This window comes from Bacillus sp. SH7-1, from assembly GCF_008042405.1.
Classification (GTDB): domain Bacteria; phylum Bacillota; class Bacilli; order Bacillales; family Bacillaceae_G; genus Bacillus_A; species Bacillus_A thuringiensis_N.
This window is the reverse complement of record NZ_QNUD01000005.1, coordinates 343605-362280: the sequence shown is the minus strand read 5'-3', so window position 1 is coordinate 362280 and position 18676 is coordinate 343605. Positions and strand designations below refer to the sequence as shown.

The window sequence follows — 18676 nt, the reverse complement described above, 5'->3', positions numbered from 1 at the left end:
ATGAAACTTTTTCACGTTTATAGAACATTTATTTAATCAATCAAAAATGACTGGAACACTTCATTCCCTAATAATTTTCCTTTTCGTGTTAAACGCACGTATCCGTCTCTCTCTTCAAGCAACCCTTGTTCTTGATTACTTTGCAACTGCTTCGCGAAAACTTGATCCATCTCCATATCAAATTTCTTTTGGAACGCCATTTTAGATACACCTTTTGTTTTTCGAAGCCCTAAGAACAGTTCTTCTTCCATTCTTTCTTTCTCCGTCACTGCGTGGACGTCTAAATATGGAAAATCCGTTTCATCAATTTTCTTGAAATATTGCTTCAGTGGCCCTACATTTTGGATACGCTCTCCATTTACATAACTATGAGCCCCAGCTCCGAAGCCATAATACTCTTCATTATTCCAGTATGTGAGATTATGTCTACTTTCATTATCACCTTTTGAGAAATTGCTAATTTCATACTGCTTATAACCATGTTTCTCCATTTCATCCATTACCATTTCGTACATTTTCGCTTCGTGATCTTCACCTGGAAGACGTAATTTCCCCTTATTCATTAAGTTATAAAACACTGTTTTCGGTTCCACAATTAATGAATATGCCGAGAAATGTTGTACACCAAGCGTAAAAGCAATATCTAATGTTTCCTTTACGTCTTCTATCGTTTGTCCTGGCAAAGCATAAATAATATCTATATTAATATTTTTGAAGCCTACTTCCTGTGCTTCTCTAATCGCTACAAAGGCATCTTCCCTTGTATGTTTGCGTCCAATTTTCTCAAGCAGTTCATCTCGAAATGTTTGCACACCAAAACTAATTCTGTTCACTCCACCTTCTAGCAATACGTTTAACTTCTCTTTCGGTAAGTCACCTGGATTCGCTTCAAATGTTAATTCACAATTCGGAGCAAACGGACGCAAACGACGATTAATAATATCGAGTAGCTTTTTTGTCTGTTCCATATTTAACGCTGTCGGAGTTCCCCCACCAACAAAAATCGTTTTCATACTATCAAACGGCACTTTTTGAACCGTGTTTATTATTTCTTTCTCTAAATACTCTAAATATTGATCAACCGGTTGGCGTTCAATGAACACTTTATTAAAATCACAATAGTGACAAATATGCTGACAAAACGGAATATGAATATATGCAGCTTGTACCAAATATAACTCCTACCTTTCTAAAAAGAAAACCTCCGCACTCGGGAGGGTTCTTTACTTCTCTAACGTATTACGAATTTGTTCCATTCGCATTTTTCCCCAATCATACATCATTTCAACGATTGGTAAAAGCGACATGCCTAATTCCGTCATATAATACTCCACTCGTGGAGGAATTTCTGGGTATACTGTTCGATCAACAATCCCATCTTCCATTAACTCTTTTAATTGGTTCGACAAAACTTTATGAGAAATGCTTGGGAATAATCGTTGTAATTCACTAAAACGATGCGGCCCTTCTACACCAAGATGCCACAGTATCACAACTTTCCACTTCCCGCTAATAATAGAAAGGGTCAATTCCTTTTCACAATTAAAATTACCATTTTGTATCTTCTCATGAATATCTTTTCGAATATTTTCGGACATTAACAAACTCCTAACTCTGTATGAACTAAAAAGCATCTCTCACTATTGTAATTGAGAGATACTCAGATGTCTAAAAAGTAATGATACAAAAAGAGAAGCCGTATAAACGGCTTCTTTTTTTATATAACAAGTAAATATTAGTTGTCATCCATTTTCAGTACAGCCATGAACGCTTCTTGCGGTACCTCTACAGAACCAACAGACTTCATACGTTTTTTACCTTCTTTTTGCTTATCAAGAAGTTTACGCTTACGAGAAATGTCACCACCGTAACATTTTGCAAGTACGTTTTTACGCATCGCCTTAATTGTAGAACGCGCTACAACTTTGTTCCCGATAGTCGCCTGAATCGGCACTTCGAACTGTTGTCTCGGAATTAATTCTTTTAATTTTTCTACGATTACTTTACCACGGTCATACGCTGAATCACGGTGTACGATAAATGATAGAGCATCCACTTGTTCATTATTTAAAAGAATATCCATTTTCACAAGTTTAGATGGTTTATAACCAATTAACTCGTAATCAAATGATGCATACCCTTTCGTATTTGATTTCAACTGATCGAAGAAATCATATACGATTTCTGATAACGGGATTTCATACGTTAATGTAACACGTGTTTCATCTAAATATTGCATATCAATAAATGTTCCGCGTTTACCTTGGCAAATTTCCATTACAGCTCCAACATAGTCATTCGGAACCATAATTGAAGCCTTCACAAACGGCTCTTCTACACGATCGATAGACTGTGGATCTGGCATATTAGATGGATTATCAACAATAACATCTTCACCGTTTGTTAAATAAACTTTATAAATAACACTTGGCGCTGTTGTAATTAAATCAATCTTAAATTCACGTTCAATACGTTCTTGAATGATTTCCATGTGAAGAAGTCCTAAGAAACCACAGCGGAAACCAAATCCTAGCGCTTGAGATGTTTCTGGTTCAAACTCAAGTGCAGAATCGTTTAACTCTAACTTTTCTAACGCATCGCGTAAGTCGTTGTAACGCGCAGAATCAATCGGATATAAACCACAGAATACCATTGGGTTTAATTTACGATAACCTGCTAACGGCTCTGCAGCTGGGCGTTTCGCGTGTGTAATCGTATCACCAACACGTGTGTCACCAACATTTTTAATCGATGCTGCTAAGAAACCTACATCACCTACTGTTAACTCGTCACGTTGCGTAGTCTTCGGTGTAAACACACCTACTTCTGTTACTTCAAATTCTTTACCAGTTGCCATCATACGTACTTTATCGCCAACTTTTACCGTTCCATTTACAACACGGATATAAGCAATTACACCGCGATACGGATCATATAAAGAGTCGAAAATCATACATTGTAACGGATCTTCTGAATCACCTGTTGGTGCTGGTACTTTCTCAACAATTTGTTCTAAAATTTCTTCAATACCAATCCCAGCTTTTGCTGAAGCAAGTACAGCTTCTGATGCATCTAAACCAATTACATCTTCTACCTCTTGACGTACGCGTTCTGGATCTGCACTTGGTAAGTCAATTTTGTTAATAACCGGTAAGATCTCTAAATTATTATCAAGTGCTAAGTATACGTTCGCTAATGTTTGCGCTTCAATACCTTGTGCTGCATCCACTACAAGAATTGCGCCTTCACAAGCCGCTAAACTACGTGATACTTCGTACGTAAAGTCGACGTGCCCTGGTGTATCAATTAAGTGAAGAATATATTCTTCACCGTCTTTTGCTGTATAGTTTAATTGTACTGCGTTTAATTTAATTGTAATACCACGCTCACGCTCTAAATCCATAGAGTCAAGCAATTGAGCTTTCATTTCACGTTGTGTTAACGCGTTTGTTTTCTCTAAAATACGGTCTGCTAACGTTGATTTTCCGTGGTCAATATGAGCAATGATAGAGAAATTACGAATTTTGGATTGTCTTTTTGCTCTTTCTTCTTTATTCATCTATGTTCTCAACTCCTAATAGTCTCGCCAATATACACTAGCACTGATTATATCAATAGAGCAGCAAAGATTCAATGAAAACTCGTGCTGCTTACGATACAAATCATTCTATCTATATCTTATGCGAACAAACCATAAGAGACAAACCTTTTTCAAATTAAAAAACGGCTGTCGTACGAAACGATAAGACAACCGTTCTTGCTGCTACTCTTAACTAAAAATCTCTTTCACTTTCCCAACAACTATATCTGTCCCAAACTTTGTCATTTCATAAGCAACACTTGCTATCGCCATACCAATTCCTTCTACGACATTAAAACTCCTTAAACTTTCTAATTGTTTTTGTTTCTCAATTGTTGAAAACGAACTTCCCGAAATTTCCGATTCAGCATCCGCCCCCTCTGTTCCAGTCATATGAGCTATTTGTTCATACGACAGTTGTTGATAACCTTTCATACTTTTCAAGCCATGATTAGCAAGCGCAACTCCTGCTATCATCATAAGCAAGCATAAGATTGCGCTACATATACACAAAAGCGTAAAGTGGCTTAAACTACTATCAGCCCTTCCCATCAATGTGTATATGCCCCTGTATTCTCTTGGTCAATTTGATGGTGCAACGCTGCATTTAAACCACTTGCAATTACATTTGCCATATCCTCTATAAAAGCATCTACTTCTTTTGGGGTTACCATTAAATTATGACCAAGAGGGGATAGCACCTCATAAATTAATTTTCTCTTCTCTTCATCTTCTAACGTACCTACAGCACCTAAAAACATATTTCGGCTTTTTTCATCCGGCATATCTTCTTCTGTTAATTTTTTCTTTTCTCCAAATGAAAATCCCGCAGGTAATAAAGATTTTGATGGCTTATGTCCCTCTTTCATCTCTCTTCCAAAGTGCTTCAAAATAAAATCAATTGTATCGCTTGTAATCGAAACGGCATCAACTACAGTCGGAACACCAATAGCAATAACAGGAATTCCTAATGTTTCTTTACTTAGTTCCTTACGTTTATTCCCAACACCCGATCCAGGATGAATTCCCGTATCAGAAATTTGTATCGTACTATTTACTCGTTCAATAGAACGGGCAGCTAACGCGTCAATTGCAATTACAAAGTCCGGCTTTGTCTTCTCAATAATCCCATAAATAACATCACTTGTTTCAATTCCTGTAATCCCCATTACCCCAGGACGAATTGCACTAACAGGTCTAAACCCTTCTTCTACACTTTCAGGCTGCAATTGAAACAAATGTCTCGTTACCAATACATTTTCTACAACTATCGGTCCAAGTGCATCTGGTGTTACATTCCAATTCCCAAGACCGACGATCAAGCAGCTCGCTTCTTTGGTAACACCAACCTCTTCTAGGAAACAAGAAAATTCTTTCGCAAAAACGCGCTCTACTTTTTGTTGCAGTTCCGTATCTTGTTGACGTATACCTTGTACTTCAAGCGTTAAATAATTTCCAGGTTTTTTACCCATCGATTCAGACGCAACTTCATCAATTGTTACTTTTGTAATGGTAACACCTTCTTCTTCCCTCTCTTTTACAATAACTCCTTGTATTCCATTTTGTTCTTCTTGGCGCTCTTGCAACATTTGATGCGCCTCTACAGCAAGGTCAGTTCTAACGCTATATTTACTTAAATCTAATGGTTCTTTCATCGTATCTCCTCCGTAATTCATAGTAAATATCGTTAGATTTCCCAAAGTTATATAAGGTCATTCTTTCCTTTACGTGAAATTTCATTGATATACTATTGCAATTCTCTTCACCGTTTGATAGAATATCACTTGTTCTATGTAAGAATCGAGTCATTCGATTGCACCAGGGAGGTGAAAAGTATGGCAAACATCAAATCTGCTATCAAACGCGCTAAACTTAGCGAAGAGCGTCGTGCACATAACGCTTCTATCAAGTCTGACATGCGTTCTGCTGTTAAAACTGTAGAAGCTTTAGTTACTAATAACGATCTTGAAACTGCTAAAGAAGCTTTCAAAACTGCTTCTAAAAAACTTGACAAAGCAGCTCGTAAAGGTCTTATCCACCAAAACGCTGCAGCTCGTCAAAAATCTCGCTTAGCGAAACAAGTAAACGCGTAAGGCGTTTAAAAAACGATCCATTTGGGTCGTTTTTTTATATACAAAAAAGTTCACGTTACCAAGTAACGTGAACTTTTTTCGTATCATCACATATGATTTAACCGCATTAAGAAAAACTCAAGCACAAGCTTCTTATCCATCTTTCCTGTCTTCATACTATAATCAGCTTCCGCTAATTCTATAATCACTTTCTTTAGTTCTTCAAAAGAGAAAAACTTCGTTTGATTCATCGCTAACTTTACACGATATGGATGCACTCCAATATGAGAAGCAATTTGATTTTGTCCATAACCACGTTGCTGTAACTCTTTCACTTGATGCAGCAAGCGGAATTGACTTACCAATAACGCAAGCAATTTAATCGGTTCCTCTTGCTGCGTAAATAATCCATCCAAAATTTGCATCGCACCCGCGATATCTTTTTTCACAACTTTTTCTGTTAAAGCAAACACATTTTGTTCAACTGATTTTGGCACAAGCTCGGCAACAAGTTTCGGTGTAATCTCTCCGCCCATACCGACATATAAAGTTAACTTGTCCATTTCCTTAGCCAACATCGTTACATTACTTCCTACAAGCTCTAACAACAAACTAACAGCTGCATTATCAATATGTACATGCACTTCATCTGCACGAGCAACAATCCACTTCTGAACATCCTGCACCTGCATCGCATTTGCTTCTACTATATCCGATGTTTTCTTTAATAATTTTGTGATTTTTTTTCGTTCATCCAGTTTTTCGTAAGGCGCAACAAAAACAAGAATAGAAAATGGAGAAGGCTCCCCAATATATTCTTCTAAAATCTTTATATTTTGCTCTAACTTTTCTTTTTGTGAAGTTAAAAATAGTGGTGATTTTATTAATAGCACTTTACGTTCTCCAAAAAAAGGAAGTGTACGTGCATCCTCAACCACATCTTCTAAATACGCTTCTTCTAAATCATATGTCACAACATTAAACTCACGATCTTCCTCTTCAAGCGCTTCTGTTGTAATAAGCTTTATCGTTTCATTTATAAAAAACGCTTCCGTTCCATACAGTAAGTACAACGGAGCAAACTGCTTCTTTTTAATCTTTTTATGTATATCACTACTCATACTTTTTCCTACTCCCTAACTTGGCAATATATATTTATACTAATGCCCTAGCTTTTGTTTTACAAGTACAAAGGAACGGGCTGTATAACCCCGTCCCTTTATTTATATTAAACGCCACGCAATAAGCCCCGGGTTTCTTATTGGTGTGCGGTAATCACCTTCCCTTTATTATTCACAATAAAAATCCGAGTATAAGTGCCAACTGTTAACATGCTTGGAAACAAAAAACTCACGTTACTTCCTGATTTAAAAGTAGTAAAAACACTCGATTCCTCTTCATATGGAAATTGTAGATTTTTTTCTGACAATATTTTATACTAAAGTGGAATGTTGGGGAGGGATTCTAAATGAATGATTTTGAACAAAACGTTCAAAGTAAACGCAATGACGCTATTGATTCAGGGGTAGGATTTATCGTCTCATTTGGTTTTTTCGCAACACTTTTCATCATTGCAACTGTTATTAAATTTATTGGTTCTTAAAGACTGCTGCTTACCGGCAGTCTTCTTTTTATCTATTATGTGTTTCATCATATGTGATTTTGCTATGAAAGGTTCCGTGTTCCCCTTTAAAAATATAGGAAATAGCACCTTGCTTATCCGTGCGCCATATTTCAATCCCCATCTTCTCAAAACGCTCTATAACTTCCTTATGAGGGTGCCCATACCTATTACGCTCACCGGCAGAAATAATCGCTACATTAGGCTGTACGGCGCTCAGAAAAGGCACTATAGACGACGTGTTACTCCCATGATGAGCAACCTTTAAAACATCCGCCCGTAAATCTGGGTACGTAGCTACTAAAACCTTCTCTCCTTCTTCTTCTAAATCACCTGTAAACAGCCACGTTATCCCTCCTAATTTTGCCCATATTACAATTGAAGCGTTATTTTCACTTCTTTCTTTTCCCGCTGGAGCTAGTACAAAAAATTCCGCTTCATTTACGCTCCAACTCTCCCCTTCTCCCACTTCCCTTATTTTCACTTCCTTTTCTAACGCCTTTTTCTTTATTACTGTTTCTAATACTGCATCTTGTTGCTTTCGGCCAAATACAACTTCTTTTACGGTTATATTTGATAATAACTCTTCCGCAGCACCTATATGGTCCGCATCTCCATGCGTTACGATTAATTTATCGATTGTTTTAATACCTTCCTTTTGTAAATAGGGAATTAAAATATCATTTCCAACTGAAAATTCATGCTTTTTCTGCTGCCATTCTTCCTTGTTTACACGAATTGTTCCACCGGTATCAATGAGGTAAATCTCTTTATCGTACGGGAGGCGAATTAATATTGCATCTCCCTGTCCAACGTCAAGAAATGTAACACTTCCGCTTTCCCGAAAATACGGATATACATAATGACATGTACAAATAAAAAGAAATATACCTGAAGCTATAAACATAATCCCCTTCGATATTCGCCTTTCCCAAACCATCAATATACTAACTATACTCACACAATATAGAGCTACAAGAAGTATAGGTGTTTGCCCGAAATTAAGGCAGGTATATGATAAGTTTTCACAATAAATTAAAAAATCATTAGAAAGATTCAAACCTATTGATAGTACATTCGCAAGTCCTTTTGCAAGAAATGGAATGATTGGTATACATACCAAAATAACAATACTACACGGTAATACAACAAGGGATAAAAACGGAACATATAGGATATTCAGAAAAATACTATATGGAGAAAAATAACCGAAGTGATATAACAAAATTGGAGTACTAACGAGCTGTGAAATAAGAGAAATATAAATAGAATTTCGGATCACTCCATTACTACTCTCTAGCAAAAACGGGGCAGACAAAAGTAAAGCAAAACTACCAACAAAAGAAAATTGAAACCCAATATTATAAATAAGATATGGATCATATATAAGCATACATATAGCCGTTATACTTAAAGCATCGAAGCTAGACAAACGGAGAGAACACATGAAAGCAATCAACATCAAAACTCCTGTTATAGAAGCTCTTATAACAGACGGTGATGCTCCTGCAAAAATCATATATATAGGAATACAGAAGATAAGACATACTGTTGCTAGCTCCCTCGTCACACCACTTCTTAGCAAAATAAAATACACAATCACCATTAACAATACGATATGCGATCCTGAAATCGCCAACAAATGTACAAGACCAAATTGTTGATATTGCTCTTCAATTTCAAATGTCATTTGTTGTCTATCACCAAATACTAACGCATTCATAAAAGCACCTGATTGCTCTGGAAACAGTTCTGTAACTCCCGAGATTACTTGCTGTCTCAAAAGAAGAATCCATTGCACAAGTGACAATGATGTTTTATGGCATTCAGAAATATATGTAGCATCAAATGTGAAATGAATATTTTGCCTATACAGATAATCACGGTAATTAAAACCATGAAAATTACGGGCTATTTGCGGTTCTTTTCTCTCACCTTCGAATATACATGATACTCCTGCATGTAATCGTCGCAGTTGTTTCTTTTCCAAGGCTGATTTAATTTTGTAACTTAATTGCACTATATTTTTATTCTGATCTTCAACTTGAAATGATAAGCGATCCCCGTTAATAAGAGGTGTACTTTGTATCACCCCTCTTGTAAGTCCGTAGGGATCTCCTAGAGGCTTGTTTTGCTCTTGAACATACGTAGTGTACATAGCGCCACTAAAACACGCTATAATACAAAAAAAGAAGGTTTTATGCGAAGTACGATATAAACAAAAGAAAACATAAAAAACGAAACAACACGTCAGCAGTACAACCGAAGAGAAAAAGGCGATTGCAATCCCTATTATAAATGAGATTGCAACATAGCCCCATTGTCCATGCAACTCATACTCACTCCTTATAGCATCATTTTTGCTTTCGTGAATACATGTTGTAATTCTTCCATTGATAAGTTCTCTTTTTCTAAAGATGCAAATAGTTCTTTTAACTCCATATGACGCTTTTGATCCTCTAGCGCTGCAATATCATATTCTAGTGGAACGTGCTTCACTGTTACATTCGCTTTTTTAAATAATTCTACGGCATACGGATGATTTTTATAATCCTGTGCATAATAAACTGCTGTAATACCACTTTGAATAATTGCCTTACAGCATTGTAAACAAGGGAAATGCGTAACGTAAATTTCTGCGTCCTCCGTTTTCACACCAAACTTTGCGCATTGTAATAAAGCATTCATTTCCGCATGAATTGTACGAACACAATGATTATCAATGACGTAGCATCCATCATCTATACAATGTACACCACCTTTAATTGAACCGTTATATCCACCAGCAATAATTCGTTTATCACGAACAATTGTCGCTCCTACCGCAAGCCTTGTACATGTACTACGCAAAGATAGTAAATGGCTTTGTGTCATAAAATATTGATCCCATGAAATTCGCTCCATATTTTTCACCTACTTTTTTGTCTACTTGTAGTGTAGCGAATGAAGAAAAACTTCGTCAATCTTTTATGGAATAATAATTTGATCTTTTATTTTTTCCAGAGACTTCACACCAATCCCATCAATCTCTAACAAATCTTCTATTTTCTGAAACGGACCATGTTCCTCACGATATTTCAAAATACTTTCTGCTTTCCTAGAACCGATGCCTGTAATTTTTTCAAGTTGCCCTTTAGAAGCTGCATTTATTTGCACTTTCCCCTCCTCCTTTGAAACAGCAGCTCCTTCTTGCACCTGTTCGGTTTTATTCGGCACATAAAGGATCATTTGGTCTTGTACCATTTGCGCTAAATTTACCTTCTTCCTATCTGCCTCGGGCAAAAAACCACCTGCCTTTTCAATAGCATCCTTGACCCGGTCCCCTTCTTTCATTTCATACACGCCCTCTTTAACAACAGCTCCTTTCATATCAATTATAATTATTTTTTTCTGCTGCTTTGTATCCGATACTTTCGGTTTACTTTTTTTCTCTATCTCTTTCGTTTGCACATCCGTCGCAATGACTGATCGTTCTGTATGCTGGTTCGTTTTCCAGAAAAGAAGAAAAAGTACAAGTCCAATAATAGCTACTAATCCTAACCATTTCTTCGGAAAATCCCACATCATTTTACACCTCTAATCATAAATTTATAACATCATTCATATTGTTTAGGAGAAAGCTGTTACGAAGGAGGGATGAAACATTGAACATAGGAATTATAGGGACAGGGAACATGGGGAATATACTAATCGATGCATTTTTAGAAACCCGTGCTGTCAAACCTTCGTGCCTTACAATCATTAATCGAACGCCCGCCAAAGCATATCATATAAAGGAAAAATACCCTTCTGTTCATATAGCCAAAACTATTGATGAAGTAATCGAACGATCACACCTTATTTTTATTTGCGTAAAGCCGATAGATATATATCCAATCCTACAAAAATATGCTGAACATTTTTCTGATGAAAAGTGCTTAGTTTCTATCACAAGTCCAATATCTCCATCACAATTAGAGACACTTGTACCTTGCCACGTTGCACGTATTATTCCGAGCATTACAAACCGCGCCCTGTCTGGCGCATCACTATTTACATTCGGAAGTAAATGCTCTGAAGAGTGGCAACAAAAACTATTTCGCCTATTCAAAAACATTTCTACTCCCCTTGTAATAGAAGAAGATATAACACGCGTTTCATCTGATATAGCAAGCTGCGGCCCTGCATTCTTTAGTTATTTATTACAATGTTTCATTAACGCTGCTGTAGATAAAACAAATATTACACATGAAGAAGCCACTACTTTAGTAAGTGAAATGGTCGTTGGAATGGGGAAACTACTCGAAAAAGAGATTTTCACATTGCCTACTTTACAAGAAAAAGTATGTGTTAAAGGCGGCGTTACAGGAGAAGGTATTCGGGTTTTAGAAGAACATGTTGGGGATATGTTTCATAAATTAATCGAGCGGACACATGAGAAATTTGATGAAGATTTAAAATGTGTTGATCAGCAATTCAATAAACACACATAATAAATACGTCATCGCCATTCCAAATCCTTTTTATAAACACTAAATTTTTTACATTACATTTTCACTTAAACTAGCATTTTCACACTTCACGTATATCATCCTCTTATTATCCTAGAACTAAAATTACAGCTTCTTTACAAAACAAAAGCAACCTTCTCGGTTGCTTTTGTTTTATCCGTTTTTCTTCGCCATGAAGAAAATACGCTCTGTTTGTTCTGTAACTTCAAGTCGCTCAAAGTCACCAGTTACACGAAGCACTGTAAAACCAGCCTCTTCAAGCCATTTCGTTAACTCTTCAACCGGATATGCACGTTGCACGTGACATTCGTCAAAACGATGGTACACATCTTCTTCTGGATCTTGAACAAAGAATGTTAAATCATGTTCTACACTATTTGATTCTTCACCAGGGAAGCAATTCCAAATAAGAGATATTTCTTCTCCATTCACTGTGTATGTTTCATTTTGAAATACATGATGTATTTTATATAAAGAATGTACATCAAATAAAAACAAACCATCTTGACGTAAATGATGAAACACTCTTCGAAATGTTTCTTGCACTCCATCTTCTTGCAATACATAATTTAATGAATCACAAAAAATAGTTACACAGTCAAACTCACCCGGAACATCAAGCTCTCGCATGTCTTGTTGGTAAAAAGGAATAAAATATCCTTCCCCACCTAGTTTTTGCTGAGCGACCGTTAACATTTCTTCTGAAAGATCGACACCGATTAAATCGTAACCCTTTTGTACAAGCGGAAGTGTTACATTACCAGTACCGCATGCTACATCAAGAATCTTCGCCTCTTTCATATCCGCTTGCTGTAAACTTTCCTCTGTGAATTCCACCCATTTATCATAAGGAACATCATTCATTAGTTCGTCGTACAACAATGCAAATTGTTCGTATTTCATTGGTCTAGCTCGTTTGTAATATCTTCACGCGGCACATCGCCCCAAAGACGCTCTAAATTATAGTGATTACGCTCATCTTTATGGAATACATGGGCAACTACATCTCCAAGGTCAACTAACACCCAGCGTGCTTCGTCAAAACCTTCCATACGTTGTACGTCGATTTGGAACTCATGTGCTTTTGATTTAATTTCACGTGCAATTGCTTGCACTTGCTTATCTGAGTTACCGTGACAAATAATGAAATAATCTGCAATTGGTGAAATACCTTGCATATTTAGGACAACCATATCTTCTGCTCTCTTATCATCAGCTGCTTTTGCTGCTAATACTAATAAATCTTTATCTTTCATTTACTAATTTCCTCCTTGATAACTGCATTGTATGTTTGGAATGTTAATGGGTAAATCGTTTGATCTTTTTCCATTAAAAATTGAATTGTTCTCTTTAACGCAAATAATAAAGCTTGATCTATATCCGTATATGCGAGTTTGCGAGCTTCCTCCACCCCCGGAAACTTTCGCCCAGGCTCAATGTAATCAGCTACATAAATTACTTTATCTAACATCGTCATTTTCTCATGACCACTTGTATGATATGTAATAGCTTGCAGGATTTCAGGATCTGTAATGCCGACTTCTTTTTCTACTAAGTATGCCCCAACAGGTGCATGCCATAACTCTTTGTTATAACAAAGTAAATCTTTCGGCAAATCTTCACTTTTAATGATCTCTTCCATCTCTGAAATCGCTCTACACTTCGCATAATCATGGAATATAGCTGCAACTTCAGCCTTTTTTTCATCCACACCGTATAACTTAGCAAGTTCAATTGCTGTTTCCATTACACCAATTGTGTGTATATAACGTTTTTCATGCATTTGTTGTTTGACAATATGAAGTGCTTTCTCACGTTTCATACAACCCATTCCTCTCGATATATACCTGTACTTTTTCAGGAAGTAAATATTTACATGTTTTCTTCTCTTTATATCTCTCACGCAATAAAGATGAAGAAACTGCAAACTCCGGAATTTCCACAGTGGTGATAGGATAAGGTGTACACAATGTATAACCAGGTCTTGCAACCCCAACAAACGTTACAAGATTAAGTAACGCTTCAATGTTATACCACTTCGGTAAATACTCAACCATATCTCCACCAATAATAAAGTGAAACTGCACATCCGGATGCTTCTTCGTCAATTGTAACATAGTGTCATACGTATAAGATGGGCCCTTCCTGCTTAGCTCTTCTAAACAAATAGAAAAATGTTCCTCTGCCTCAGTCGCAAGCTCTAACATTTGTAAGCGATTTTCTACACTTGTAATATTCCGCCCTTGTTTATGCGGTGGAATTTGGTTCGGTAAGAACCATACTTCTTCTAAATTCAAAGCATGATATACTTCATTTGCAATTAGCAAATGCCCATAATGTGGCGGATCAAATGTACCGCCAATGATGCCAATTTTCCTCAAAAGAAACGCCCCTTCCTTTTACGTACAGCAACTCTCTTCATTTCTATTCGAAGAGAGTTTACTGTTAATAAAAGTTCAATTGGTTTCGCTCTCTACATCATTACGCACTAGCGATAAAAATAGCATATGCTTGTCTTTTTATCGAGGAAGCTTAATTTGCTTATTTTCTCTAGATTCTTTGTATAAAACGATTGTACTTCCAATTACTTGAACGATTTCAGCACGTGCGCCTTTTGCAAGTTCTTCTGCAACTTCACGACGATCGAATTCACAGTTTTGTAGCACACTTACTTTAAATAACTCACGAGCTTCTAAAGTATCTGCGATTTGTTTAATCATGTTTTCATTTACTCCACCTTTTCCTACTTGAAAAATTGGTGTTAAATGATGTGCTTGTGCACGTAAAAATCTTTTTTGTTTTCCTGTTAACATATATGTTAGCCTCCAAGCTTTCTTATAACTAATTGTTTCATTCTATCGATATTCGGTACACGCCCTGTCCACATTTCAAATGCAAGCGCCCCTTGATAAACAAACATATCAATACCATTTTGAATCACTGCACCTTGCTCTTTTGCCTCACATAAAATTTTCGTTTCAAATGGATTATAGATTATATCTGATACAATCGTTCCTTTTTTTAACGAAGAAATTTGTAATGGCGTATGTTCAACGCGTGGATGCATACCTATTGTTGTCGTCTGAATGATAATATCATAATTCCCTTGTTCTTCTGAGGCTTTTTCTAACGATAAAGCCTCAGAATGAACAGTAGCCGTACATGCAGCAATAAGTTCTTTCGCCTTATCTACTGTACGATTAGCTACATCAATCTCTTTCACACCTACATGAGCAAGAGAATAATAAATAGCTCGACTAGCACCACCTGCGCCAATCAATAAAATACGTTTCTCTTGAAGTGGTTCACTACTAATTGACTGCAGTGCTTGGACAAAACCAATTCCATCTGTATTGTAGCCAATCAATTTTCCATCCTTATGAACCACTGTATTTACTGCACCAATTTGTTTTGCTAGCGGGTCAGTCTCATCCAAATAATCCATAATAGCAACTTTGTGCGGAGTTGTTACATTAAATCCTGAAATACCTAATGCTTTTAAACCTCTTACTGCTTCCCCTAGCACTTCCTCTTTAACAAGAAACGCCTGATAATGGGCATCCATATTCAAGTGTTCAAATGCATCGTTATGCATAACGGGTGATAATGAATGTCCAATTGGATTTCCGATTACACCATATAATTGTTTCATAAATCCCTCTCCATATTAAATTAAAGATTTACGTAATGAAACACTTACTCCTTTTGGTACGTGTGCAACAATTTTTGCTCCTGGTTCGTTCACAGTAACCCATCCTAATCCAGAAAATACAACATCCGTTTTTGGTTCACGAATATTAAACTCGTATTTCACTAGCTCTGGCATATTTGCTAATTCTTCTGGTGTTGGTGGGCTTAGTAAATCCCCAGCATGATTTTTATACAATTCATCTGCTTTCTCAAGCTTTGTACGATGGATTGTTAAACGATTCGAGAAGTGACAAGTAAATGCACGACGACCACCACTTACATAATCAAAACGTGCCAGTCCACTAAAGAACAATGTTTGTTCTTCATTTAATTGGAACACCATCGGCTTAATTTCTTTTGTTGGTGTAATAAGCTTTAAGCTTTCTTTTCCAACATAATGAGCCATTTGATGGTGGTTAATAATACCTGGCGTATCATATAAAGAAGATTCTTCATCTAATGGAATATCAATTAAATCAAGCGTTGTTCCAGGGAAATGAGATGTTGTAATTACATTTTCAGTCTCATCACTAAATTCTTTAATCATACGATTAATAAATGTTGATTTTCCTACATTCGTACATCCAACAACGTAAACATCTTTTCCGCCACGGTAATACTCAATAGCATCTGCCAGCTCAGCAATCCCTTGTCCCTTCGCTGCACTAATTAAAAAGACATCTTCTGGCTTTAATCCTAGCTGCTTTGCACTATAACGCATCCAATGCTTTACTTTATCATGTTTTACTGACTTAGGAATTAAATCCGCTTTATTCCCAACAAGTAATACTTTATTATTTCCGACGAAACGATGTAAGCCAGGTAACCAGCTACCATTAAAATCAAAAATATCTACAATCTTAACTACTAACGCATCCGAATTTCCAATTCCATTTAGAATACGTAGGAAATCATCATCTGTTAATGATACATCTTGAATTTCGTTATAATGCTTCAAACGAAAACAGCGTTGACAAATTACTTGTTCTTTCTCTAAAGATGAGGCCGGAGCATATCCTACTTCATTTTTATCTTCTGTTTGAATTTCTACACCGCAACCAATACATTTAATTGTTTCAGTCAAACTCTATTCCTCCCAGTTAATTAAACCTTTTTTCTTCATGTTTTTCATAATTCTTCGTTCAATTTTCCGATTAAAGCGCGTTACTAATCCGTCCGTTTGTGCTACCGGTACAACTAAAATTGTATGAAGTCCCACTCGGTTTCCACCTAAAACATCTGTTAGTAACTGATCCCCAATTACTACAACTTCATCTGGTTGCAGGTGCATCTCTTGCATCGCACGCTTAAATGCACGAACAAATGGTTTACGCGCACTATGAATAAATGGAATACCTAATGGATCAGCAAAGTCTTTTACTCGTTGCTCATTATTATTTGAAACGACCGTTACTTGAATGCCTAGCTCTTTCATTTTCAAAAACCACTCTTCAAGTTGCGGCGTTGCATTTGGACGATCCCATTCAATTAAAGTGTTATCTAAATCAGTAATAACGCCTTTAATTCCACGTTTTTTCAAATCTTCTGGTTGAACATGATATACATTCTTCACATATTCATTTGGTAAAAATAGCTTCAATTTCTTTCACCTCTTTGAGGAGTTTTCATAAAAATTTTTCGACAACATATTTCGATATTTAACCTGTGGATAAGATTGTACACATTTTCCACATTAATTTTTCAGTGAATTTGGAATTTACTAACAATCTATACACATTTTATCCACCTAGGTATGTGGATAACCACTCGTTTGTGACTGTCATATTTTTTTGGTACATTAAATGCAACAACGAATCAATCCTTATATTATTAGGAGGTGACTCACCTTGAAAACAAAGCATATGGAACAGTTATCTACTGAGTTACTCACTGAGTCTTATTATAAAGCAAAAGAACTAAAATTAAATCCCGACTTCATTTTACTTATAAAACAAGAAATTATTAGACGCTCATTAGAGGACAAGCTGGTCAAATCGTCTTAATTACATATAAAGTGAATTTTTAATTAGCTAACTTGTAAAAAGAGCCATCCTGCGATGGCTCTCGAATAAACAAGTACTCCCATCTCGGGAACTTCATCATTAAGCATCTTTGTCCATAACTCTTGCTTACAGTTATAAAATCTTTTCTTTACTTATGAGCCAATCGAGTAGCAATTTTTTCACCAAGACGAAGCTCTTGTCCACTCTTCAAATTCTGCACTACTTCTATCATATCTTTTTCAAACAATAACACAACTGTTGAGCCAAATGTAAAGTATGCCATTTCTTCACCTTTTTGAACAGTATTTCTTTCATGTAGCAGCTCAATACTATTAACAAACATAGCTCCTACTTTTACAAGCGCCATATGTTCACCGTCACTATTCACTTCTGTAACAGAACGATAATTTTTTGACAATGGTTCTTTCCCGTATTCCATACCAGCTGCATTTACCGGATATGATTTTCTACCAAGCACAAACCTTTCAGTCACAGAACCAGCAAGCGGACTATGAATACGATGATAATGACTTGGGCTTAAATAAATAACCATATATGTACCACCTGCATATCGCTGTGCACGTTCTTCATTACCTAGCATATCTACAATTGAATAACGCTTGCCTTTAATATCAAATGTTTTTGTGTCCTCAATAGGACCGTGATCAGCAAAAACACCATCAACAGGACTAACGATACTCGATGCACCTGTATCAATACTACGCTTTCCTTCTTTTAGCTTACGCGTAAATAATTCATGCAATGTTCTATATTCCTTCAAACCCTTTTCCATCTCATCTTGATTAAGTTGAAAAACTTTCGCATACGATGGAATAATGATAGAGCTCAAACGAGATTGTGCAAATTTACGTAATATATAAGAAGTAAAACGACCATTTGTAAGTTCGATCATAAGTCGATATAATGTACGTCGCAAATTGCGAAACCTCCTAATCAGTCTATAACTTTAGCTTTCCCTTCTTTTCCTTCTATATCATATGTAAAATTGGTTCTTATTCCCACATATCATATAGAACTGGTTCATTATGCATGCAGAAAACTAAGTATGGTATTATTCTTAAATTGTTTAGCACCTTCTAATATTACAGATAGAATCCGTCATTTTCAACAGTGAACATGGATTTCTTCTGAACACACCCCTTTTTCTTTCCTTATTCACAAAAAGAAAAGCAGCCCTTTTAAAATACGGCTGCTTGCAA

General features: G+C 36.3%; 22 protein-coding genes. 4 read left to right on the top strand and 18 right to left on the bottom strand.

Features of this window, described 5'->3' with window-relative positions; genetic code table 11:
• Positions 1-32 precede the first annotated feature (32 nt).
• The 5 genes from hemW to gpr all read right to left on the bottom strand — a co-directional run bounded on the left by hemW (position 33) and on the right by gpr (position 5235).
• Positions 33-1172 carry a radical SAM family heme chaperone HemW gene (hemW, locus tag DN390_RS05210; protein ID WP_097950535.1) on the bottom strand — a complete coding sequence of 380 codons (1140 nt, stop codon included), beginning with the start codon at positions 1170-1172 and terminating at the stop codon, positions 33-35.
• 51 nt (positions 1173-1223) lie between these two features.
• Positions 1224-1598 (bottom strand): winged helix-turn-helix transcriptional regulator, encoded by a 375-nt coding sequence (locus tag DN390_RS05205; protein ID WP_001293536.1) that lies wholly within the window; start codon positions 1596-1598, stop codon positions 1224-1226.
• 137 nt (positions 1599-1735) lie between these two features.
• On the bottom strand, positions 1736-3559 hold the full coding sequence (gene lepA / locus DN390_RS05200; RefSeq protein ID WP_060632314.1) for an elongation factor 4: 1824 nt from the start codon (positions 3557-3559) through the stop codon (positions 1736-1738).
• 210 nt (positions 3560-3769) lie between these two features.
• The gene (locus tag DN390_RS05195; protein ID WP_147806748.1) at positions 3770-4135 is read right to left on the bottom strand and encodes a YqxA family protein; all 366 of its coding nucleotides are present in this window, start codon (positions 4133-4135) and stop codon (positions 3770-3772) included.
• Positions 4132-5235 (bottom strand): GPR endopeptidase, encoded by a 1104-nt coding sequence (gene gpr, locus DN390_RS05190; RefSeq protein WP_147806747.1) that lies wholly within the window; start codon positions 5233-5235, stop codon positions 4132-4134. The genes DN390_RS05195 and gpr overlap by 4 nt, the downstream gene beginning before the upstream one ends.
• Before the next feature lie 180 nt (positions 5236-5415).
• Here gpr and rpsT point away from each other — a divergent pair, with 180 nt between their 5' ends.
• On the top strand, positions 5416-5673 hold the full coding sequence (rpsT, locus tag DN390_RS05185) for a 30S ribosomal protein S20 (protein WP_060632317.1): 258 nt from the start codon (positions 5416-5418) through the stop codon (positions 5671-5673).
• 86 nt (positions 5674-5759) lie between these two features.
• On the opposite strand, the gene holA is transcribed toward rpsT, so the two are convergent.
• Positions 5760-6773: a DNA polymerase III subunit delta gene (holA, locus tag DN390_RS05180; RefSeq protein ID WP_060632318.1), complete on the bottom strand. Its 1014-nt coding sequence runs from the start codon at positions 6771-6773 to the stop codon at positions 5760-5762.
• Positions 6774-7120: 347 nt separating this feature from the next.
• On the opposite strand from holA, the gene DN390_RS05175 reads away from it, so the two are divergent.
• A complete protein-coding gene (locus DN390_RS05175) occupies positions 7121-7255 on the top strand; it encodes a YqzM family protein (protein WP_000997609.1) in 135 nt (44 codons plus the stop codon).
• Positions 7256-7283: 28 nt separating this feature from the next.
• Here the strand turns inward: DN390_RS05175 and DN390_RS05170 are convergent, their stop codons facing one another.
• The 3 genes from DN390_RS05170 to DN390_RS05160 all read right to left on the bottom strand — a co-directional run bounded on the left by DN390_RS05170 (position 7284) and on the right by DN390_RS05160 (position 10840).
• Positions 7284-9605, bottom strand: a complete 2322-nt coding sequence (locus tag DN390_RS05170) for a DNA internalization-related competence protein ComEC/Rec2 (protein ID WP_147806746.1) — start codon at positions 9603-9605, stop codon at positions 7284-7286.
• Positions 9606-9619: 14 nt separating this feature from the next.
• Positions 9620-10177, bottom strand: coding sequence for a ComE operon protein 2 (locus DN390_RS05165; protein ID WP_060632320.1), 558 nt, complete (start codon positions 10175-10177; stop codon positions 9620-9622).
• A 63-nt stretch (positions 10178-10240) separates the two neighbouring features.
• Entirely contained in the window at positions 10241-10840 is a 600-nt protein-coding gene (locus DN390_RS05160) for a helix-hairpin-helix domain-containing protein (protein ID WP_098264640.1), read from the bottom strand.
• A gap of 77 nt (positions 10841-10917) precedes the next feature.
• Between DN390_RS05160 and comER the strand changes: the two genes are divergently transcribed.
• Entirely contained in the window at positions 10918-11745 is an 828-nt protein-coding gene (gene comER / locus DN390_RS05155; RefSeq protein ID WP_060632322.1) for a late competence protein ComER, read from the top strand.
• 171 nt (positions 11746-11916) lie between these two features.
• Here comER and DN390_RS05150 read toward each other — a convergent pair whose 3' ends face one another.
• From DN390_RS05150 to DN390_RS05115, 8 genes are all read right to left on the bottom strand, one after another.
• Positions 11917-12666: a class I SAM-dependent DNA methyltransferase gene (locus DN390_RS05150; RefSeq protein ID WP_060632323.1), complete on the bottom strand. Its 750-nt coding sequence runs from the start codon at positions 12664-12666 to the stop codon at positions 11917-11919.
• Entirely contained in the window at positions 12663-13019 is a 357-nt protein-coding gene (gene rsfS / locus DN390_RS05145; RefSeq protein ID WP_147806745.1) for a ribosome silencing factor, read from the bottom strand. Before rsfS ends, DN390_RS05150 begins: the two co-directional genes overlap by 4 nt.
• Positions 13016-13585: a bis(5'-nucleosyl)-tetraphosphatase (symmetrical) YqeK gene (gene yqeK / locus DN390_RS05140; protein ID WP_097950529.1), complete on the bottom strand. Its 570-nt coding sequence runs from the start codon at positions 13583-13585 to the stop codon at positions 13016-13018. The genes rsfS and yqeK overlap by 4 nt, the downstream gene beginning before the upstream one ends.
• A complete protein-coding gene (nadD, locus tag DN390_RS05135) occupies positions 13575-14144 on the bottom strand; it encodes a nicotinate-nucleotide adenylyltransferase (protein ID WP_147806744.1) in 570 nt (189 codons plus the stop codon). The genes yqeK and nadD overlap by 11 nt, the downstream gene beginning before the upstream one ends.
• 138 nt (positions 14145-14282) lie before the next feature.
• Positions 14283-14576, bottom strand: a complete 294-nt coding sequence (gene yhbY / locus DN390_RS05130) for a ribosome assembly RNA-binding protein YhbY (RefSeq protein WP_000955224.1) — start codon at positions 14574-14576, stop codon at positions 14283-14285.
• A 5-nt stretch (positions 14577-14581) separates the two neighbouring features.
• Complete coding sequence (gene aroE / locus DN390_RS05125; protein WP_147806743.1) at positions 14582-15415, bottom strand: shikimate dehydrogenase; 834 nt, start codon at positions 15413-15415, stop codon at positions 14582-14584.
• 15 nt (positions 15416-15430) lie between these two features.
• Positions 15431-16537 carry a ribosome biogenesis GTPase YqeH gene (yqeH, locus tag DN390_RS05120; RefSeq protein ID WP_060632327.1) on the bottom strand — a complete coding sequence of 369 codons (1107 nt, stop codon included), beginning with the start codon at positions 16535-16537 and terminating at the stop codon, positions 15431-15433.
• Positions 16538-16540: 3 nt separating this feature from the next.
• Entirely contained in the window at positions 16541-17053 is a 513-nt protein-coding gene (locus DN390_RS05115) for a YqeG family HAD IIIA-type phosphatase (protein WP_063222906.1), read from the bottom strand.
• Positions 17054-17300: 247 nt separating this feature from the next.
• On the opposite strand from DN390_RS05115, the gene sda reads away from it, so the two are divergent.
• Complete coding sequence (gene sda, locus DN390_RS05110; protein ID WP_000850094.1) at positions 17301-17456, top strand: sporulation histidine kinase inhibitor Sda; 156 nt, start codon at positions 17301-17303, stop codon at positions 17454-17456.
• A 148-nt stretch (positions 17457-17604) separates the two neighbouring features.
• Here the strand turns inward: sda and DN390_RS05105 are convergent, their stop codons facing one another.
• A complete protein-coding gene (locus DN390_RS05105; RefSeq protein WP_097950526.1) occupies positions 17605-18393 on the bottom strand; it encodes a phosphatidylserine decarboxylase in 789 nt (262 codons plus the stop codon).
• Positions 18394-18676: the final 283 nt, after the last annotated feature.

Coding starts and splice junctions, on each gene's coding strand:
- lepA (WP_060632314.1), bottom strand. CDS start 3,559: ATGAATAAAGAAGAAAGAGCAAAAAGACAATCCAAAATTCGTAATTTC.
- rsfS (WP_147806745.1), bottom strand. CDS start 13,019: ATGAAAGATAAAGATTTATTAGTATTAGCAGCAAAAGCAGCTGATGAT.
- aroE (WP_147806743.1), bottom strand. CDS start 15,415: ATGAAACAATTATATGGTGTAATCGGAAATCCAATTGGACATTCATTA.
- DN390_RS05165 (WP_060632320.1), bottom strand. CDS start 10,177: ATGGAGCGAATTTCATGGGATCAATATTTTATGACACAAAGCCATTTA.
- yhbY (WP_000955224.1), bottom strand. CDS start 14,576: ATGTTAACAGGAAAACAAAAAAGATTTTTACGTGCACAAGCACATCAT.
- rpsT (WP_060632317.1), top strand. CDS start 5,416: ATGGCAAACATCAAATCTGCTATCAAACGCGCTAAACTTAGCGAAGAG.
- DN390_RS05175 (WP_000997609.1), top strand. CDS start 7,121: ATGAATGATTTTGAACAAAACGTTCAAAGTAAACGCAATGACGCTATT.
- gpr (WP_147806747.1), bottom strand. CDS start 5,235: ATGAAAGAACCATTAGATTTAAGTAAATATAGCGTTAGAACTGACCTT.
- yqeK (WP_097950529.1), bottom strand. CDS start 13,585: ATGAAACGTGAGAAAGCACTTCATATTGTCAAACAACAAATGCATGAA.
- DN390_RS05205 (WP_001293536.1), bottom strand. CDS start 1,598: ATGTCCGAAAATATTCGAAAAGATATTCATGAGAAGATACAAAATGGT.
- holA (WP_060632318.1), bottom strand. CDS start 6,773: ATGAGTAGTGATATACATAAAAAGATTAAAAAGAAGCAGTTTGCTCCG.
- DN390_RS05150 (WP_060632323.1), bottom strand. CDS start 12,666: ATGAAATACGAACAATTTGCATTGTTGTACGACGAACTAATGAATGAT.
- DN390_RS05160 (WP_098264640.1), bottom strand. CDS start 10,840: ATGATGTGGGATTTTCCGAAGAAATGGTTAGGATTAGTAGCTATTATT.